The sequence below is a fragment of the Amycolatopsis sp. NPDC058340 genome (assembly GCF_042723975.1).
GTDB lineage: Bacteria > Actinomycetota > Actinomycetes > Mycobacteriales > Pseudonocardiaceae > Amycolatopsis.
In genome coordinates this window covers 9,062-26,043 of record NZ_JBHXIB010000045.1, presented here as the reverse complement: position 1 = coordinate 26,043, position 16,982 = coordinate 9,062, and the positions used below count along the sequence as shown (strand labels likewise).

13 protein-coding genes are annotated in these 16,982 nt (G+C 70.4%); 3 read left to right on the top strand and 10 right to left on the bottom strand.

What is annotated here, in order from left to right:
- Window positions 1-95: 95 nt before the first annotated feature.
- Window positions 96-1,568: an adenosylhomocysteinase gene (gene ahcY, locus ACFWIW_RS33125; protein WP_378372083.1), complete on the bottom strand. Its 1,473-nt coding sequence runs from the start codon at window positions 1,566-1,568 to the stop codon at window positions 96-98.
- Window positions 1,569-1,660: 92 nt separating this feature from the next.
- Between ahcY and ACFWIW_RS33120 the strand changes: the two genes are divergently transcribed.
- On the top strand, window positions 1,661-3,955 hold the full coding sequence (locus ACFWIW_RS33120) for a hypothetical protein (RefSeq protein WP_378372082.1): 2,295 nt from the start codon (window positions 1,661-1,663) through the stop codon (window positions 3,953-3,955).
- 44 nt (window positions 3,956-3,999) lie between these two features.
- On the opposite strand, the gene ACFWIW_RS33115 is transcribed toward ACFWIW_RS33120, so the two are convergent.
- The 3 genes from ACFWIW_RS33115 to ACFWIW_RS33105 all read right to left on the bottom strand — a co-directional run bounded on the left by ACFWIW_RS33115 (window position 4,000) and on the right by ACFWIW_RS33105 (window position 7,627).
- Window positions 4,000-4,701, bottom strand: coding sequence for an LPXTG cell wall anchor domain-containing protein (locus tag ACFWIW_RS33115; RefSeq protein WP_378372081.1), 702 nt, complete (start codon window positions 4,699-4,701; stop codon window positions 4,000-4,002).
- A gap of 224 nt (window positions 4,702-4,925) precedes the next feature.
- A complete protein-coding gene (locus ACFWIW_RS33110) occupies window positions 4,926-6,446 on the bottom strand; it encodes an amino acid permease (protein WP_378372080.1) in 1,521 nt (506 codons plus the stop codon).
- A gap of 266 nt (window positions 6,447-6,712) precedes the next feature.
- Entirely contained in the window at window positions 6,713-7,627 is a 915-nt protein-coding gene (locus tag ACFWIW_RS33105) for a cation diffusion facilitator family transporter (protein WP_378372079.1), read from the bottom strand.
- A 144-nt stretch (window positions 7,628-7,771) separates the two neighbouring features.
- Here ACFWIW_RS33105 and ACFWIW_RS33100 point away from each other — a divergent pair, with 144 nt between their 5' ends.
- A complete protein-coding gene (locus ACFWIW_RS33100) occupies window positions 7,772-10,780 on the top strand; it encodes a BTAD domain-containing putative transcriptional regulator (RefSeq protein WP_378372078.1) in 3,009 nt (1,002 codons plus the stop codon).
- A gap of 51 nt (window positions 10,781-10,831) precedes the next feature.
- Here the strand turns inward: ACFWIW_RS33100 and ACFWIW_RS33095 are convergent, their stop codons facing one another.
- The 6 genes from ACFWIW_RS33095 to ACFWIW_RS33070 form a co-directional block, all read right to left on the bottom strand.
- A complete protein-coding gene (locus tag ACFWIW_RS33095; protein ID WP_378372077.1) occupies window positions 10,832-11,341 on the bottom strand; it encodes a hypothetical protein in 510 nt (169 codons plus the stop codon).
- Window positions 11,342-11,591: 250 nt separating this feature from the next.
- Window positions 11,592-12,815, bottom strand: a complete 1,224-nt coding sequence (gene manA / locus ACFWIW_RS33090; protein WP_378372107.1) for a mannose-6-phosphate isomerase, class I — start codon at window positions 12,813-12,815, stop codon at window positions 11,592-11,594.
- 66 nt (window positions 12,816-12,881) lie between these two features.
- Entirely contained in the window at window positions 12,882-13,973 is a 1,092-nt protein-coding gene (locus ACFWIW_RS33085; RefSeq protein WP_378372076.1) for a hypothetical protein, read from the bottom strand.
- Entirely contained in the window at window positions 13,957-14,178 is a 222-nt protein-coding gene (locus ACFWIW_RS33080; protein WP_240599820.1) for a Trm112 family protein, read from the bottom strand. The genes ACFWIW_RS33085 and ACFWIW_RS33080 overlap by 17 nt, the downstream gene beginning before the upstream one ends.
- Before the next feature lie 52 nt (window positions 14,179-14,230).
- A complete protein-coding gene (locus ACFWIW_RS33075) occupies window positions 14,231-15,586 on the bottom strand; it encodes a phosphomannomutase/phosphoglucomutase (RefSeq protein WP_378372075.1) in 1,356 nt (451 codons plus the stop codon).
- 72 nt (window positions 15,587-15,658) lie between these two features.
- Complete coding sequence (locus ACFWIW_RS33070) at window positions 15,659-16,012, bottom strand: DUF3499 domain-containing protein (protein ID WP_073848429.1); 354 nt, start codon at window positions 16,010-16,012, stop codon at window positions 15,659-15,661.
- 116 nt (window positions 16,013-16,128) lie between these two features.
- Here ACFWIW_RS33070 and ACFWIW_RS33065 point away from each other — a divergent pair, with 116 nt between their 5' ends.
- Entirely contained in the window at window positions 16,129-16,560 is a 432-nt protein-coding gene (locus tag ACFWIW_RS33065) for a metallopeptidase family protein (protein ID WP_007028954.1), read from the top strand.
- Window positions 16,561-16,982: the final 422 nt, after the last annotated feature.

The window sequence follows — 16,982 nt, the reverse complement described above, 5'->3', positions numbered from 1 at the left end:
CCCTTAATCTTGGTGGTTGGCCTTTCCGGCTGGGGCCCGGTCGTGGCCAACGGCCGGTTCCACCCGTCCTTGCCACTCACGAGGCCTGGTAGCGGTCAGTACCGATAGTGGTCGGTCTTGAACGGACCTTCGACGTCCACGTCGATGTACTCCGCCTGCTCCTTGGTCAGCTTCGTGAGCTCACCGCCGAGCGCGTCGAGGTGGATCTTCGCGACCTTCTCGTCGAGCTTCTTCGGGAGGCGGAAGACCTCCTTGTCGTACTCCTCGTGCTTGGTGAACAGCTCGATCTGCGCGATCACCTGGTTGGAGAAGCTGTTCGACATCACGAACGACGGGTGCCCGGTCGCGTTGCCCAGGTTCAGCAGGCGGCCCTCGGACAGCACGATGATGCTCTTGCCGTCCGGGAAGACCCACTCGTCGACCTGCGGTTTGATGTTGATGCGCCGGATACCCGGGTAACGCTGCAGGCCCGCCATGTCGAGCTCGTTGTCGAAGTGGCCGATGTTGCCCAGGATGGCCTGGTGCTTCATCCGCGCCATGTGCTCGACGAGCACGACGTCCTTGTTCCCGGTGGTCGTGATGATGATGTCGGCCTCGCCGAGGACGTTCTCCAGCTTCTTCACCTGGTAGCCGTCCATCGCCGCCTGCAGCGCGCAGATCGGGTCGATCTCGGTGACGATCACCCGCGCTCCCTGGCCGCGCAGCGATTCCGCGGCGCCCTTGCCGACGTCACCGTAACCGCAGACGACCGCGACCTTGCCGCCGATGAGGACGTCGGTGCCGCGGTTGATGCCGTCGATCAGCGAATGCCGGATGCCGTAGCGGTTGTCGAACTTCGACTTGGTCACCGCGTCGTTCACGTTGATCGCCGGGAACAGCAGCTCACCGGCCGCGGCGAGCTGGTAGAGCCGCAGCACGCCGGTGGTGGTCTCCTCGGTGACGCCGCGGACGCCTTCGCCGATCTTGGTCCATTTGCCGGTGTCCGCGGCGACCGAGGCCCGCAGCAGCTCGAGGAACACGCGGAACTCGTCGGAAGTGTCCTCGTCCGGCGTGGGCACCACACCGGCCTTCTCGAATTCGGTTCCCTTGTGCACCAGCATGGTGGCGTCGCCGCCGTCGTCGAGGATCATGTTGGGACCCTCACCGTCCCAGGTCAGCATCCGCTCGGTGCACCACCAGTACTCCTCCAGCGATTCGCCCTTCCAGGCGAACACCGGAACGCCCTTCGGCTCTTCGGGCGTGCCGTGCGGGCCGACGACGATCGCCGCGGCGGCGTGGTCCTGGGTGGAGAAGATGTTGCAGGAGGCCCAGCGCACCTCGGCGCCCAGCGCGACGAGCGTTTCGATCAGGACCGCGGTCTGTACCGTCATGTGCAGCGAGCCCGAAACCCGGGCTCCCCGCAAGGGATACACCTCGGCGTATTCGCGGCGCAGCGCCATCAGGCCCGGCATCTCGTGCTCGGCGAGGCGGATCTCCTTGCGGCCGAACTCGGCGGCCTCGAGATCGGCGACGGCGAACTCGATGCCGTTGCGGGTGTCGTGCCGCTTGGCAACGCTTTCGGGGGTCATATGCGCGCTTCCTCCAAGGTTGGATGACATCGGAACAGTACCGTTGTCGGTTCAGTCCCCACTGAAACGGTTTGGAGGCCTTCACCGTGGTCATGCCGGGTCCCGATACCCGCGTCGTCGAAATACGCGTACCCGGGCTAGTGGGCACGAGCGGTGAAAGCCTGCTGGATTCGACGTCGGTGGTCGACGTCGCGGGCGATGGCGTCGGCAGGCTGATCCGGCCGTCGGACCGGCTGCGCCGTCCCGCTCCCGGTCCGGTGCTGCCCGCGCTCGGCCGTTCGATCCCGCGCATCCTCGAAGGCTACCTGTGGAGCGGCATGACCTCCGGGGGCGCGGCGAAAGCGACCTGGGCGCTGCTGTTCCCGTTCTCGCTGGCGAACGTCGCGCACTGGATGCTGCCGCCGGTCCCGGAAGGCAGGCGGTCGGCGGCGCTGCTGGGCGGAGCCTGCCGGGGGCTGCTGCGGGTGGCGTCGCTGCTGCTGACGATGTTGCTGATCAGCCAGCTCGCGGTGGTCTCGCTCGACCTTTTCGCCGCGCAGTGCCTCGCGCCGGGTTCGACCTGCCTCGAAGGAGCGCCTTCGTTCCTGCGGGACTTCGCGCCGCTGCGGACGGCGATCGGGGTGCTGCCGTTGCTGGTGCTGATCTTCGTGCTCGACCGGATCCCCTCGTCGGACTGGCGGTCGCGGGACAGGGTGCACCGCGTCCACAGTTCGAGTCCCCTGCAACCGCAGGACCTGCCGCGGACGCCGGGTCTGCGCACGCTGCACACCGTCGCCGCCTTGACCTGTGTCGCGCTTCCGTTGCTCGGCGGGCCGTTCCGGCTGCCGTCCGTGACGTTCGACCTCATCGTCTGGATCTGCGCGCTGGCGCTCGTCCTCGCCGCGCTGGTGGCCTCGACGGTCGGTTTCTCGGCCGGGCCGGTGATCCGGGGCGGGCTGATCGGTTTCGCCGTCGTGCTGGTCGGGGTCGCCGTCGTGCGCCGGACACCGCTGCCCGCGGGACTGCCCGGCGGCGGGCTCGGCGGAGCGGACGGGACGGTCGAAGCTCTGGGCGCGGCGATGGTGACGGTGACCGTGCTGTTCGCGCTGATGCTCGTCCCGGCGGCCCTGCTCGGCCGGCCGACCTGGAAGCATCTGCCGCACCGGCTGCGGCCCTGGCTCGGCGGCTGGGCCGCGGCGCCGGTCGTCGCGCTGGCCGGGCTGCTCGGCGGCGGGTTCGGCGCGGGGCTCGCGGTCGCGCTGCGGCAGCTGGTCGGCGCGAGCGAACTCCGGCTGCCCGACACCTACTCACTGGTGACCGTGCTGTGGGGCGCCGGTCTCGCGCTCGCCCTCGTGCTCGGCGTGCTGGGCTTCGCGGTCGCCGTCCCGTTGCGACGGCTGCGCCGCGGCATCCCGAAGATCGTCGCGCTCATGGAGATCGGCAAGGCGCAGGAAGAGGAGGCCGCCCGGGTGTGGGCCCGTGCCTCGTGGGAACGCAAGCATCTGCACCATCTCGCGCTCACGGTGGCGCTGGCGATGGCGGCGGGTGGTGGCGCGCTCTTGGTGCTGCGCTTCGGTTTCGGCCCGCTGGGCGACTGGTCCAAGCCGATCTCCGCGATCGGCGTGTTCGCGCTGGGCGCGATGGCGGCGGGGCTGCTGCGCGTCGTGTTCGCCGCCGCGACGACCCCCAAACGCAGCCGTCACCTCGGCGCGCTGGCGGATCTCGTGTGCTTCTGGCCGCGTGCCGCCCATCCGACCGTCCCGCCGAGTTACGCGCTCCGGGTCGTCCCGGAACTCGCGGACCGCGTCAAGGAACATCTGGCCGACCCGGGCACGCGGGTGGTGCTGTCCGGCTACAACCTCGGCAGCCTGCTGACCGTGCTCGCCGCCGCGCGTGTGCTCGCCGATCTCCCGCCGGAGGACCGTGACCGCGTCGGGCTGCTGACCGCGGGTTCACCACTGCAATGGGGTTATCAGCGTGCCTTCCCGGCGATGCTGCCGCAGAAGCAGCTGGCCGGGCTGTACGAAGGTCTCGACGGCCGCTGGCGGGCGCTGTGCCGCGGCACGGACATCTTCGGCGGCGGCGTCACGACGTGGCGGCATCGCGTGGTGGCCGGGAAACTGCTGGGCGACGGCTATCTGCCCGGCGGCGGCACCGGGCCGCTGGCCGCCGAGCCCGACGAGCAGGGTGTCCTGGTGCTCGGCGGCGATCATTGGCTGCCCGACCCGATGCGCGGGCCGACCGGTCGGCACCGCTGGGCGCCGGGCGTCCTCAAGCACACGGACTACGTCGTCGACGCCGAATGGGACAACGCCGTCGCGATGGCCGCCGGTCTCGGCCGCCCCCGCCCGAAGAATCCTTGGGGCGAGCAGGGATCGCTGTTCGGGGACTTCCCGCAGATGCGCTGAAGGCCCCCTTCGCGCGGAAGAGGGCCTTCAGGCGTCAGCTAGCTTCAGTTGGCCTTGCGGCGCACGCGCAGCAGGACCAGGACGCCGGCACCGGCCAGGACCAGCAGGCCACCGGCCCACAGCAGCCAGGCGTTGTCGAAACCGGTGTCCGCGAGGCCGCCGCCGTTGCCACCGTTGCCGTCGACCACGGGGGCCGGGGCGGTGGTGCTGCTCGGGGCTTCGGACGTCTGGGACGGCTTGTCCGGGGAGGTCGGGGCCGACGTCGGCGGCTTGGCCGTGGTGGTCTTCGTCGGCTCGCTCGGCTTCGTCGGCTCGCTCGGCTTGGTCTTCTCGCCGCAAACGAACCAGTGGCTGATCTGCGCCTGCTGGTCACCGTTGTTCAGCGGGGAACGCAGCTTCGTCCACGGCGGGTTCTCGGGCAGCCCCTTCTCGCCGGGCACGTAGACGTTGTAGCCGTGGCCGCCCTTGACCACGATGGCCGTGACGGTGACGCCCTTGGCGACCGCGGTGATGTCGAGGTACAGGTCCTTCTCCGTGCCACCGGTGAAGGTCAGGTCCGAGGTGGGCACCAGCTTGCCCGGGAGGTTCGCCCCCTCGCAGGTGGTGGCGTTGTCCTTCACGACCTGGGTCGCGCGGTCGTCGCTGCGGGTCGCGAGGGCGGTGCCGGCGGTGCCGACGAGGGCCACGGCGGCGAGGGCGACGACGGTGACGGCGGAACGGACACGCCGTCTGGGCTTGATCTGCATTCGGAGCTCTCCTGTACCGATCGGGGGACAAACGAGCGAAGCGTGGTTGCCTCTTCTGAGGGACGAAGGTCGACTCGCGGTACTTCTTCACGAGTCCCGTTCACCCGACGGGGTGAGGCAAGAGCCCGGACGTTATCGCACACCGATTTCACACCGGCACCGGGGGCCCCGACGAAACGGCCCACCATCCACAAAGGAATGGTGGGCCGTCGAAACGAGAATGATCAGTCCGAAACGGACGTCGGCGCCTCGTCCTTCTTCTGCTTGCCGAGCAGCGAATGGCGACGGCTGTAGACGAAGTAGATGAGGACACCCAGCGCCATCCACGCGATGAACCGCAACCAGGTCAGAACGGTCAGGTTCAGCATCAGCCACAGGCAGGCGAGGATCGCCAGGATCGGGACCACCGGCACCCACGGCACCCGGAAGGCGCGGGGCAGATCCGGTCGCGTCTTGCGCAGCACCATGACCCCCGCCGAAACGAGGATGAAGGCGAACAGCGTGCCGACGTTGACCATCTCTTCCAACTTGTCGGCCGGGAAGAACGTCGCGGCGACGGCGACCAGCCCGCCCACGACGATGGTCGCGCGCTTCGGTGTGCCGTTCGCACCGGTCTTCGCCAGCGAACGCGGCATGAGACCGTCGCGCGACATCGCGAAGATGATCCGGATCTGGCCGAGCATCAGCACCATGACGACGGTCGTCAGACCGGCGAGGGCACCGACGGAGATGATGTTGGCCGCCCAGTCGACGCCGTTGGCCGCGAACGCGGACGCGAGCGTCTTCTTGCCGCCGTCGCCCGCCGAGGTGGAAAGCTCCTTGTAGTTCACCATGCCGACGACCACGAGCGACACGGCGACGTAGAGCACCGTGACGATGGCGAGCGAGCCGAAGATGCCGCGGGGCACGGCCTTCTGCGGGTTGCGGGTCTCCTCCGCGGTGGTCGCGACGATGTCGAAACCGATGAACGCGAAGAACACCAGCGACGCCGCGGCCAGCAGGCCGAACACACCGAACGAGCTGCTGCTGCTTCCCGCGAACACCGAGAACAGCGACTGGTCGACCCCGGTGGCCGAGGTTTCGGCGCCGGTCTGCGCCTCCGGGATGAACGGGCTGTAGTTGGCGGCCTTGATGTAGAAGATGCCCAGCACGATCACGAACAGCACCACCGCGACCTTGATCCCGGTGATCACCATCGAGAACCGCGAAGACAGCTTCGTGCCGAGGGCGAGCAGGGTCGCCAATACCAGCACCACGACAAGGGCGCCCCAGTCGACGGGGACCCCGCCGATCTCGAACGACGTCTTCGTGCCCTTGCCGAAGATGTAGGAGAGCACGGTTTCGAGGTAGGCGGACCAGCCCTTCGACACCGCGGCCGCGCCGACCGCGAGCTCCAGCACGAGGTCCCAGCCGATGATCCACGCCATGAACTCGCCGAAGGTGGCGTAGGAGAACGTGTACGCGCTCCCGGCCACCGGGACGGTCGACGCGAATTCCGCGTAACAGAGAGCCGCCAGCGCGCAGGCGATGGCGGCGAAGACGAACGAAAGCGACACCGACGGGCCCGCGTAGTCGCCGGCCGTGCGCGCGGTGAGGGTGAAGATACCGGCACCGATGACGACGGCGACGCCGAAGACGGTCAGGTCCCACGCGCTCAGGTTCCGCCTGAGCTTGGTCCCCGGTTCGTCGGTGTCCGCGATGGACTGCTCGATGGTTTTCGTACGCCACAGGCCGTTTCCGGGCACCCTTGACCTCCTACACCTGACTGCGGTTCAAGGGACCCTATCGCCCGGTCGTGTCGGCAGCGCGGTGGGAGAGCAACGAAGTACCCGGAGGTCGTGGCGGTGATCGGCGGAGTACGGACAGTTGCGCCGGATGGCGGTCGCGGCTCCGCCCCGGTCCGGCGCCTATGCCGCGAAAGCCACTTTCGGGACATCTGACGTCTCGAAAGTGGCTTTCGCGACGCGCGTCGCGCCTCGCCCTCTTGCCGCTGTTGCCTCACCCGGCCGGGTCAGGCCAGCGCGCGGTCCAGGTCCGGCTCCAGGTAGATCAGCTTCGCCGTCGGCACCTTCGCCCGCACACGCGCTTCGGCGTCGTCGATGGCTTGCGCGATGTCGGCGGTCTCCAGCCCCGGCACCAGCGCGAGCTTCGCCGCCACCAGCATCTCGTCCGGCCCGATGTACAGCGTCCGGATGTGGATGACCCGCTCGACCTTGCCCGCGGCCAGCTCGTCGACGATCACGTCGAGGTCGGCCTCGGAGGCGCCCTCGCCGATCAGCAGGCTCTTCATCTCGATGATCAGGATGATCGCGATGATGCCGAGCAGCACACCGATCGTCACGGTGCCGATGCCGTCCCATACCGGGTCGCCGGTGATGACCGAGAGCCCGACACCGGCGAGCGCGAAGATCAGGCCGAGCAGCGCGCCCGCGTCCTCCAGCAGCACCACCGGCAGTTCCGGGGTCTTGGCCTGGCGAATGAAGGCCCACCAGCCCGCGTCGCCCTTGATCTTCTTCGATTCCTGGATCGCGGTGTAGAAGGAGTACGACTCCAGCCCGATCGCGACCACCAGGATGCCGACCGCCACCAGCGGCGAGGTCAGCTCCTCGGGATGCGAGATCTTGTGGATGCCCTCGTACAGCGCGAACACCGAGCCGAGGCTGAAGAGCATCAGCGCGACGATGAACGAGTAGAAGTACCGGTCCCGCCCGAAACCGAACGGGTGGGTGCGGGTCGCCTTGCGCTGCGACGTCTTCTGGCCGAGCAGCAGCAGGCCCTGGTTCGAGGTGTCCGCGAGCGAGTGCACGGACTCGGCCAGCATCGAGGACGACCCCGTGATGAGGAAGCCGGTGAACTTCGCGGCCGCGATTCCGGCGTTCGCCACGAGCGCGGCGATGATCGCCTTGGTTCCGCCACCTGCAGACACTTGCAACTCCCCAAATGGTGTCCCGATATGCCGGGTTCGAAGGCTAGCAGTGCAGATGAGCCGGTACTCGCCGGGCGGGACAGGTCACAGAATTGTCGGGCCCCCTCGCTAGTCTCGCCCCTCTCATGACCTGGGGAGGTGACCGTGCCGCGATTCGGCGTGCTCGGACCGTTGACGATCGAGGATCCGCCCGGGCGGCGCACGACGCCGCGCGGCGATCATCAGCGCGCCCTGCTGGCCGTCCTGCTGCTGAACGCGAACTCGTCCGTCCCGGTCGACGCCCTGGTCGAGACGCTCTGGCCGGACACGCCGCCGAAGTCGTACTCCTCGAATCTGCACACGTACGTCTCCCGCCTGCGGGCCCGGTTCGAGGGGCTGGAGATCGAGCGGGACCCGCACGGCTACCGGCTGGTCGTCGAGCCGGCCGACCTCGATCTGCTGACTTTCCGCGAAGCCGCCGCGGCGGGGAAGGCGGCGGCACGGGCGGGCGATCCGGCGGCGGCCGCGGGGCACTACCGCCGGGCGCTCGCGGAGTGGCGCGGGCCGGTCCTTTCGGGACTGCACATCCCCCGGCTCGACGCCGACGTCGCCCGGCTCGAGTCGGAGCGCCTCGCCGCCTTCGAAGACTGTGTCGACGCCGAGCTGTCCGACGGCAGGCACGGCGAGCTCACCGGCGAGCTCCAGGCGATGATCACCGAACATCCGCTGCGCGAGCGCCTGGCCGCGCAGCTGATGATCGCGTTGCACCGCGCCGGACGGCAGGCCGATTCACTGGCCGTCCACCGCGAGCTGCGCGCCACCCTCGTCGAGGAGCTCGGCGTGGAGCCCGGCGCCGAGGTGCGCCGGGTGCACGCCGCCGTGTTGCGCGGAGAGGATCCGGTTCCTTCGGCCAAGGCCGCGCCGATCTTCCCGATCTGCCAGCTGCCACCGGACATCGCCGATCTCGCGGGCCGCGAGAGCGAGATCGCGAAGCTCACCGGGCTGCTCGGCGACGGCACGGGCGTCCCGGTCGCGGTGATCACCGGCGAGCCGGGCGCGGGCAAATCGACCCTCGCGGTCACCACCGCGCACAGGCTCCGCCGGTCCTTCCCGGACGGGCAGCTGTTCGTCCCGCTGGCCGGCGCCTCCGACCCTCGCGACCTCTCCGCCGTCCTCGGCGACCTGTTGCGCGCGCTGGGCGTCACCGGCCCCGCCATCCCGGACGACGTCGAGGCAAGGGCGGCGGTCTACCGGGGCCGCCTCGCCGATCGGCGCGTCCTCGTGGTGCTCGACGACGCCGCGAGCCCCGAGCAGGTCCGCGCGCTGCTGCCGGGCACGCCGGGCAACGCCGTCCTGATCACCAGCAGGCGACGGCTTTCCGGGCTCGCCGGGGCGGATCGTCTCCCGCTCGCGCCGCTGTCCGGCGCCGAGGCGATGACCCTGCTCGCCCGGCTCGCCGGGCCGGACCGGGTGGGTGCCGAACGCGCCGACGCGGAGCGGATCGCCAAGGCCTGCGGCAATCTCCCCCTGGCGTTGCGGATCGCGGGCAGCAGGCTCGCGATGCGGCCGGGCCTGCCGCTCGGGAAACTCGCCGCGCGGCTGGAGGACGAGGTCTCGCGCCTCGACGAGCTCCAGGTCAGCGATCTCCAGGTCCGCGGCAGCATCGCGTTGAGCTATCAGGCCCTGAGCCCGGCGGCGCGGCGCGCGTTCCGGCTGATCGGCCGCTGCCGCACCCTCGACCTGCCCGCGTGGGCGGTGTCCACGCTCATCGACAGTGCCGATGCCGACGACGCCGACGAGGCCCTCGACGAACTCGTCGAGGCCAGCCTGCTCGAAGCCACCGGTCTCGATCCGACCGGCGAGCAGCGGTTCCGCGTGCACGACCTCGTCCGCGTGTTCGCCACGGAGCTCGGCCGGGAGGTGGAGACCCACGCCGAACGGGTGGCCACCGTCGCGAAGGTGTCGGATGCGGCGCTGTGTCTCGCCGACACGGCGGCCCGCCGTCTGCCGAGGACGGTGCCGATGCCGTTGTCGGATCACGACCTCCCCGCCCAGCCGCTGGACGGCGAGCTGGTCGAACGGCTGCTGCGCGATCCCGGCACCTGGTTCTCCGTGGAGCGGGCGAACCTCGTCTCCGCGGTCTCGTCGCTGTGCGCCGTGGGCTGGCGGCGGAAAGCGTTGCGGATACTGGAAAGACTGAGCGCGTATCTGTACTTGCACAGTCATTACACCGATATGAGGACGGCGTACGAGACGTTGCGGGACGCCGCCCGCGAGGCGGACGACCGCCACATCGCCGTCATCGCGGACGCGAATCTGGCGGTGCTGCTGCATGTTCGCGGCGAGTACGAACGCGCGGCCGAGGGCTATCGCGAATGCTCGAAGGAACTGGCGGCGCTGGGCGATCTCGCCACCCGGGCGTGGGTGGAGACCAATCTGGCGCACTGCCTGGTCGGGCTCGGCCGTCCAGGGGAATCGCTGCACGCCGCCACCCAGGCCCGCGAAATGTCCACTGTGGAGGATTCCGGGACACACGCGAGCCGAGCGGAATCCGCCGCGCTGCACCGGCTCGGCAAGATCTCCGAAGCGCTGGAGATCGATCGCCGGATCCTCGCCCGGGCACGGGAATCGGCCGACGACCGGCAGCTCGGCGTTGCGCTGCAAGGACTTTCGTGGTCGCTGATGCTCGACGGCCGCCAGGAGGAGGCACTGGCGACGATCGAGGAATCGGTCCGCGTCCTTCGCCGGACGACGGCCAGATCGGCGCTGGCGAAGTCGTTGCGCACCCAGGGCGCGATCCTCGCGGGCGCCGGGCAGCGCGCCGGCGCGGTGAAGGCGTACGAGAACGCGCGGCGCCTGGCCGGAGCGCTCGAAGAACGGCCGCGCGAGCTTTCCTGCACCCGCGCGATCGCGGCGAGCTGGATCGGCGACGGCCGGGCCGACCGCGCGATCCCCGTGCTGCGCCGCTGTCTCGACGAATTCCGCGCCATGGGCGGGAAACCGGCGACGGGCCTCACCCTGCACGTGCTGCGCAGGGCGTACGAGGCCGTCGGCGAGACAAAGGCGGCCGAGGCGGCGGGTGAAGAGGCGAAGCGATTGGAAGTCCCCCACGACGCCAACGCTTCGACCCTCGTCCGGTTGCTGCTGTCGCTCACCGAACCCGCCCCGGCCTGACCGGGTGGTGCCCGACCCCTCAGACGGGCACCACCCGGAAGTCATCGGCGATCACCGGGCAGCGGGCCGCGGTTCCCGCCGCCCGGCGGAGAACCAAGCCAGCGTGATCGCCAGCACGCCGTTGGCCACGGCGTCCCACACCGGCGGCGAGGCCGCACCGAGCCGCGAGACCGCGAACATGTTGATCAATCCGGCGACGGTCAGCATCACGCGGACGGGCTGGGTGCCCGTCACCACCAGCGCGGCGGTGAGCAGCACCTGCGCGCCGAGCGAGACGAGCACGACCAGCGGGAGGTTCAGCCTGCTCTCCGCGCCCGCGGCGAGCTCGTGCAGACCGCTCCCCGCGGCCTTGACCGACTCGATCGCGTCACCGGCGAGCCCCGCCATCGCCTGCGCCGAACCGACCAGGTCCTGGCCGCTCGGCACGGGGAGGACCAGGTCGACGACCGGGACGAGCGCGGTCACGACGGCGAATCCGAGCGCGGCGAGCAGGACGGTGGGGCGCGCGGGAACCGGCACCCGGAAAGCGCGTCCGCTCGCCGCGTCGGGATGGGAAGTCACTGCTGTCGCTCCTCGGCTATCGACGTCCGGGACGAGCCGACGCCAAGCGCCGGGTCACCCCTTCGGGCGATAGTTGCGGAACCCGCCACACGGAACGCACACACTTCGGCCAAGCGCGCGTTTCGTCCTCTGAACGCGGTCCTCGCCCGCGCCGCCGATCACGTGAGTTCCGCCTTCGATCACGCGAGTTCGGCGCCTGATCACGCGAGTCACGCCTTCGGCCCGGGCCACTCGCTCAACTGCGAGGGCGTCAGCAGGTGCCGGCGGTGGCGCGGAACACCTGGGTGCGTTCACCGGACAGCGGCCGCACGCGGACCTCCGGGTCGGCGGCCGGGAGCCACACCGACTGGCCGCGGCGGAGTTCGACCTGCTCGCCGTCGTCGGCCGTCACCAGCAGGCCACCGGCGGTGCACAGCAGGATCTGCGGGCCGACGTCGTGGACGGCGACCTCGCCGTCGTCGCCGGCGTCCCATTCGATCCGCGACAGCTCGAACTCCGGCGCGTCGGTGTGGTACACCGACATGCGCTCCTCGCGCTTCCCGCTCTGGACCGGCATCTCCCCGCACGCGAAGTCGACGACGCGCAGCAGCTCCGGCACGTCGACGTGCTTCGGGGTCAGCCCGCAGCGCAGGATGTTGTCCGAGTTCGCCAGGATCTCGACGGCGGTGCCGTGCAGGTACAGGTGCAGGTTGCCGGCGGGCAGGTAGATCGCCTCGCCCGCGCTGAGGGTGAGCCGGTTGAGCAGCAGCGCGGCGAGCACCCCGGCGTCACGCGGATGCGATTCGCCGAGCTCCAGGATGGTCCGGCATTCGACGTCGAACTCGCCGCGTTCCCGGACGTGTTTCACGCACGAATCGAGGACCTCGGGCAGCAGTTCGTCGAGCGCGGCCTGCGGCAGGGTGATCCAGGTGGTGAACAGCGCGCGCAGCCCGGCCGGATCCGGCTGGGCCTCCAGCAGCACCGCGTACTTCGCCAGCCCGGGCGTCTCGATCGCCTTCAGCAGCGCGATCGTGCGTTCCGGGTCGCGGAAGCCGGCCAGCGCGTGGAACTCCGTCAGCGCGCAGACCAGTTCCGGCTTCGCCGTCGGGTCCGGGTAGTTGCGGTTCGAGGCGTCGCGCGGGATCCCCGCCGACTCCTCGCGCGCGTACCCCTCCGCCGCCTGCGCGGCCGACGGGTGCGCCTGCATCGAAAGCGGCTCTTCGGCGGCGAGGATCTTCAGCAGGAACGGCAGCCTGCCGCCCCAGCGGCCGGCGCAGGTCGTGCCGAGCTGGCCGACGGGGTCGGCTTCGACGAGCTCCAGCAGGCTCCGCTCGGTGCCGTCCGGGCCGATGACGTGGGACGGGTCGCCGGGGTGGGCGCCCATCCACAGTTCCGCCTCCGGATGCGGCGCCGGCACCGGGCGCCCCAGCAGCTCGGGGATCGTCGTCCTGGATCCCCACGCGTAGGGCCGCACGGCATTGCGCAGCAGCTCCACTGTCACCTCAACTCCTCGCCGGGCACGGGTGGTGCCGGCCCTCATTGCTTACGTCGCGCTCGGGACTCACGCCGTTGCGGGCGTGTACCTCCCGGCGCCGCCGATGCTGCCGACGGCCAGCCCCAGGTAGACCGCGGCCAGCTCGAAACGCAGCGCGAGAACGGCCGCACGCACGATCTCGTCCGTTTCGATCTCTTCGGCCGGGGCGATCACGTCGCCGCCGGGCAGCAGGTCTTCCGCCTGATAGCGGGCCGCCTCCGCGGCGGGCCCGGTCCGAACCGAGAGGAGCAGCACCCTCGGCGTCGCGCCGGCCCCCTCCTCCGGGTCCGCGAAGATATCGCGATCCACGCCGCCGGACAACGCCGCCCGCCGCAAAGCGGGCCTGGCCAGTGCCTGGCGGTAGTCCTCCACGTCACAGACGACGGCGGCGTGCGCGGCGAACGCGTGGGCCGCGTGCTCGCCGACGGCGACCGCGACCGGGTCCAGCCCCCACAGCAACGGCTGGCGCTCGGCCACCTTCAGCGCCATCGCCTTGGCCGGGTTCGCGAACGAATCCCTGGCCAGGTAATCCTTCTCGGCCTCAGCGTCGAGATGGTCCGCGAGCTGCTCAAGGTCGGCCACCAGCAGGCCGAGGGCGTTCGCGGTGAGCAGGGCGGCGGCGAGCCCGCGCGGGAACGCCATCTCCGGCGGGACCGGGATCCTCGGCGCGAGCAGCAGCCCCTTACCCGCGACCGAAGCCGCGACGGGGCCTTCGTCGGGTGCGGACAACACGACTCGCGCCCCGAACCGGGCGGCGCGTTCCAAGGAGGCGGCCAGCTCGCGGTCGCCCGCGTCGTCGGTATGCGCGAACACCACGTCGAGCGCGCCGATCCAGCTCGGCACCACCTCGGCGACGACGACCGGCACCGGGCACGACGGGGTCAGGAGCGCGGCGACCAGCCGGGTCAGCGTCCGGCTGACCCCCGGCCGGTCGATCAGCACGAGCGAGCGCGGGCGCCCGACGTCCAGGCGATCGCTCAGCTCGAGTTCGGCCGCGGCTTCGGCGGTCGCCCGGACCTGGGCGCCCGCCATCGCGGCGGCACGGAGAAGCCCCGCGGTGTCGGCCTCGGCCAGCCTCGCGGGATCGTCGAGCAGGGAATCGTCAGGGACCGTCGGCATGAGCGCCATCCGGGGTCGTCGGCTCGGTGGCTTCGTCCAGCAACAGTACCGGGATTCCATCACGGACCGGATACACGCGACCGCATTCCGTGCAGGTCAGCGCATCGGCCTCCGGATCGGCCGTCGTCCCCGGCCGCAACGGCGCGTGATCGGGGGACGGGCAGGCCAGGATCTCCAGCAACTGTGCGTCGAACGTGACGGCCATGGTTACTCCCTACCTGTGGGACGTCTCGATGTGTGTTTTCACGACACATTCGTTACCCACGGACTATCGCCAATACGTCTTCGGTCAGCGCCCGGACGGCCTCGGCGTCGGCGGCCTCGACGTTCAGGCGGAGCAGCGGCTCGGTGTTGGACGGGCGCAGGTTGAACCAGCCACCGCCGGGGAGCTGCACGGTGAGCCCGTCCAGTTCGTCGATTTCGACGCCGTCGCGGGCGCCGAACGCGTCCTTGACCGCCATCATGCGCGCGACCTGGTCGTCGACGGTGGAGTTGATCTCACCGGAGGCCGAGTAACGCGAGTACTCCGCCGTCAGCTCCGACAGCGGGCCGGCCTGCTCGCCGAGGGCGGCGAGGACGTGCAGCGCGGCCAGCATGCCGGTGTCGGCACGCCAGAAGTCGCGGAAGTAGTAGTGCGCGGAGTGCTCGCCGCCGAAGATCGCGCCGGTCTTGGCCATCTCGGCCTTGATGAACGAGTGCCCGACGCGGGTGCGCACCGGCTTGCCGCCGTGTTCGGCGACGATCTCCGGGACCCCCTTCGACGTGATCAGGTTGTGGATGATGGTGCCGCCCGGCTCCTTCTCCAGCTCGCGGATCGCGACCAGCGCGGTGATGGCGCTCGGCGAGACCGGCTCGCCACGCTCGTCGACGACGAAGCAGCGGTCCGCGTCGCCGTCGAAGGCGAGGCCCGCGTCGGCGCCTTCCTCGCGCACCTTCGCCTGGAGGTCGACGATGTTCTTCGGGTCGAGCGGGTTGGCCTCGTGGTTCGGGAAGTTGCCGTCGAGTTCGAAGTACATCGGGACGACCTCGATGGGCAGGCCCGCGAAGACCGTGGGGACGGTGTGGCCGCCCATGCCGTTGCCGGCGTCGACGACGACCTTCAGCGGGCGGCTGCCCGAGAGGTCGACGAGCTTGCGCAGGTACGCCGCGTAGTCCGCGAGGACGTCCTGCTCGGTCACCGAACCGCGCTGGCCCGCGAAGGCGGGCACGCCCTGCTCGACGGTGTCGCGGATCTCCGCGAGACCGGAGTCCTGGCCGACGGGTGCGGCGCCGGAGCGGCACAGCTTGATGCCGTTGTACTTCGCCGGGTTGTGGCTGGCGGTGAACATGGCGCCGGGCAGGTTGAGCGACCCGGACGCGAAGTACAGCTGGTCGGTGCTGGCGAGGCCGATCGACACGACGTCGAGGCCCTGCGAGGTCACGCCGTCGGCGAAGGCGGTGGCGAGCTCGGGCGAGGAGTCGCGCATGTCGTGGCCGATCACCACGGAGTCGGACTCCGGCTTGATCAACAGGGCGAACGCCGATCCGAGGTCGCGGACGAGTGCCGCGTCCAGCTGCTCACCGACCACGCCGCGAATGTCGTAGGCCTTCACGATGCCCGAAAGGTCTGGCACGCCTGCTCCCCGCCAATAGTCTCGTTACAACGCCCTCTGGCGCGCTCGAAAGCCTACCGGCGAGCCCTCGCGTCAGGCGCGGCCGGGCAGGACGCGCAGGTGGCCGCGCCTGCCTGACGGTCCCTCGGGTTCGGGCTCGGGCGCGGGCTTGTCGGAGCGGCCCGCTTCGCGCACGGCCTCGGCCAGCGCGGTCAGCTCGTCGGCGGAGGGGTCCGGGGCGGCGAAGGCCCCTTCGTGCCGGACGACTTCCCAGCCCTTGGGCACGGTCAGCCGGAGGGCGTGGGCCTCGCAGAGGTCATAGGAGTGCGGCTCGCTCGCGGTGGCCAGTGGGCCCACGACGGCTGTCGAATCGCTGTAGGCATACGTGAGCGTGGCGACAGCGGGTTCGAGACAACCCGTTCGCGAACACTTTCGTACGCTCCGCACGATCGAGAACGATAGCGCGTCGCGAGCCCGGCGTACCGGCGACACGCGCTTTGAATCGCCGAGCGCGTACCCTTCGGTTCGTGGCGACGGCTCGTGATTCCCGACAGCGACGGCGGATGCGACGGGACCGGCACGGCCGGGGCCTGCGCGGAGCGCTGTATCCGTCGACCCTTCCCGCCGCCGCTAGCAGGGCGGAAAGGTTCGACGCGCTGGTTTTGGACGCGCTCGAACCGATCGAAGCACGGTGGCGGCACGAGCTGACGAAGCTCGACGTCGCCGTCGACGACGTCCCCGAAGTTCGCTCGGATGGCGCACCGACCGGAGTGGACGGCGTGCTGCACGACGGCGCCGTCCCGCTCTCGCGGCTCGTGCCCGCCGGCGTCGACCGCGCCGGCCTCCCGACGCGGGCCCGCATCGTCCTCTACCGCCGCCCCCTCGAAGCACGCGCGAAGGACCCCGGCGAACTCGCGGAACTCGTCCACGACGTCCTCGTGGAACAGGTGGCGGGCTACCTGGGCGTCGAACCCGACGTCATCGAAGGCGAATAACCCTCACCTCCGCACCCCAGCCCCCGCCCTTCCCCGGGGGGCGTCCCCAGCCCAGTGTATCGGGAGGGACCGACGGGACCTGCGAAAACGGCGCCGGAGGGCGAAGTTGTCCACAAGGGGAAGGGGCTGTGGACAACTCGGGGCGGCGGGGGCGGATCGGGGAGCGCAGAGGGTTCCCAATGTCGCATTCGGGTCGCTCAGCGTCTCAAATGCGACATTGGGAACGCGTGGCAGGCAAATCCCGAGCCGCGGCATCGGGGACATCGGAGCCGGCGCACGAAGCGCGGAGGCACGAAGCGCTCGAAGCGCGCGGAACCGGCGAGCAGCTGTCCTGAAGGCCCCCTTTGAGACGTCCAACGTCTCAAAGGGGGGCGTGAGGACACCACACCCCCCCCACGACACCCCACAAACCCAACCCCGGG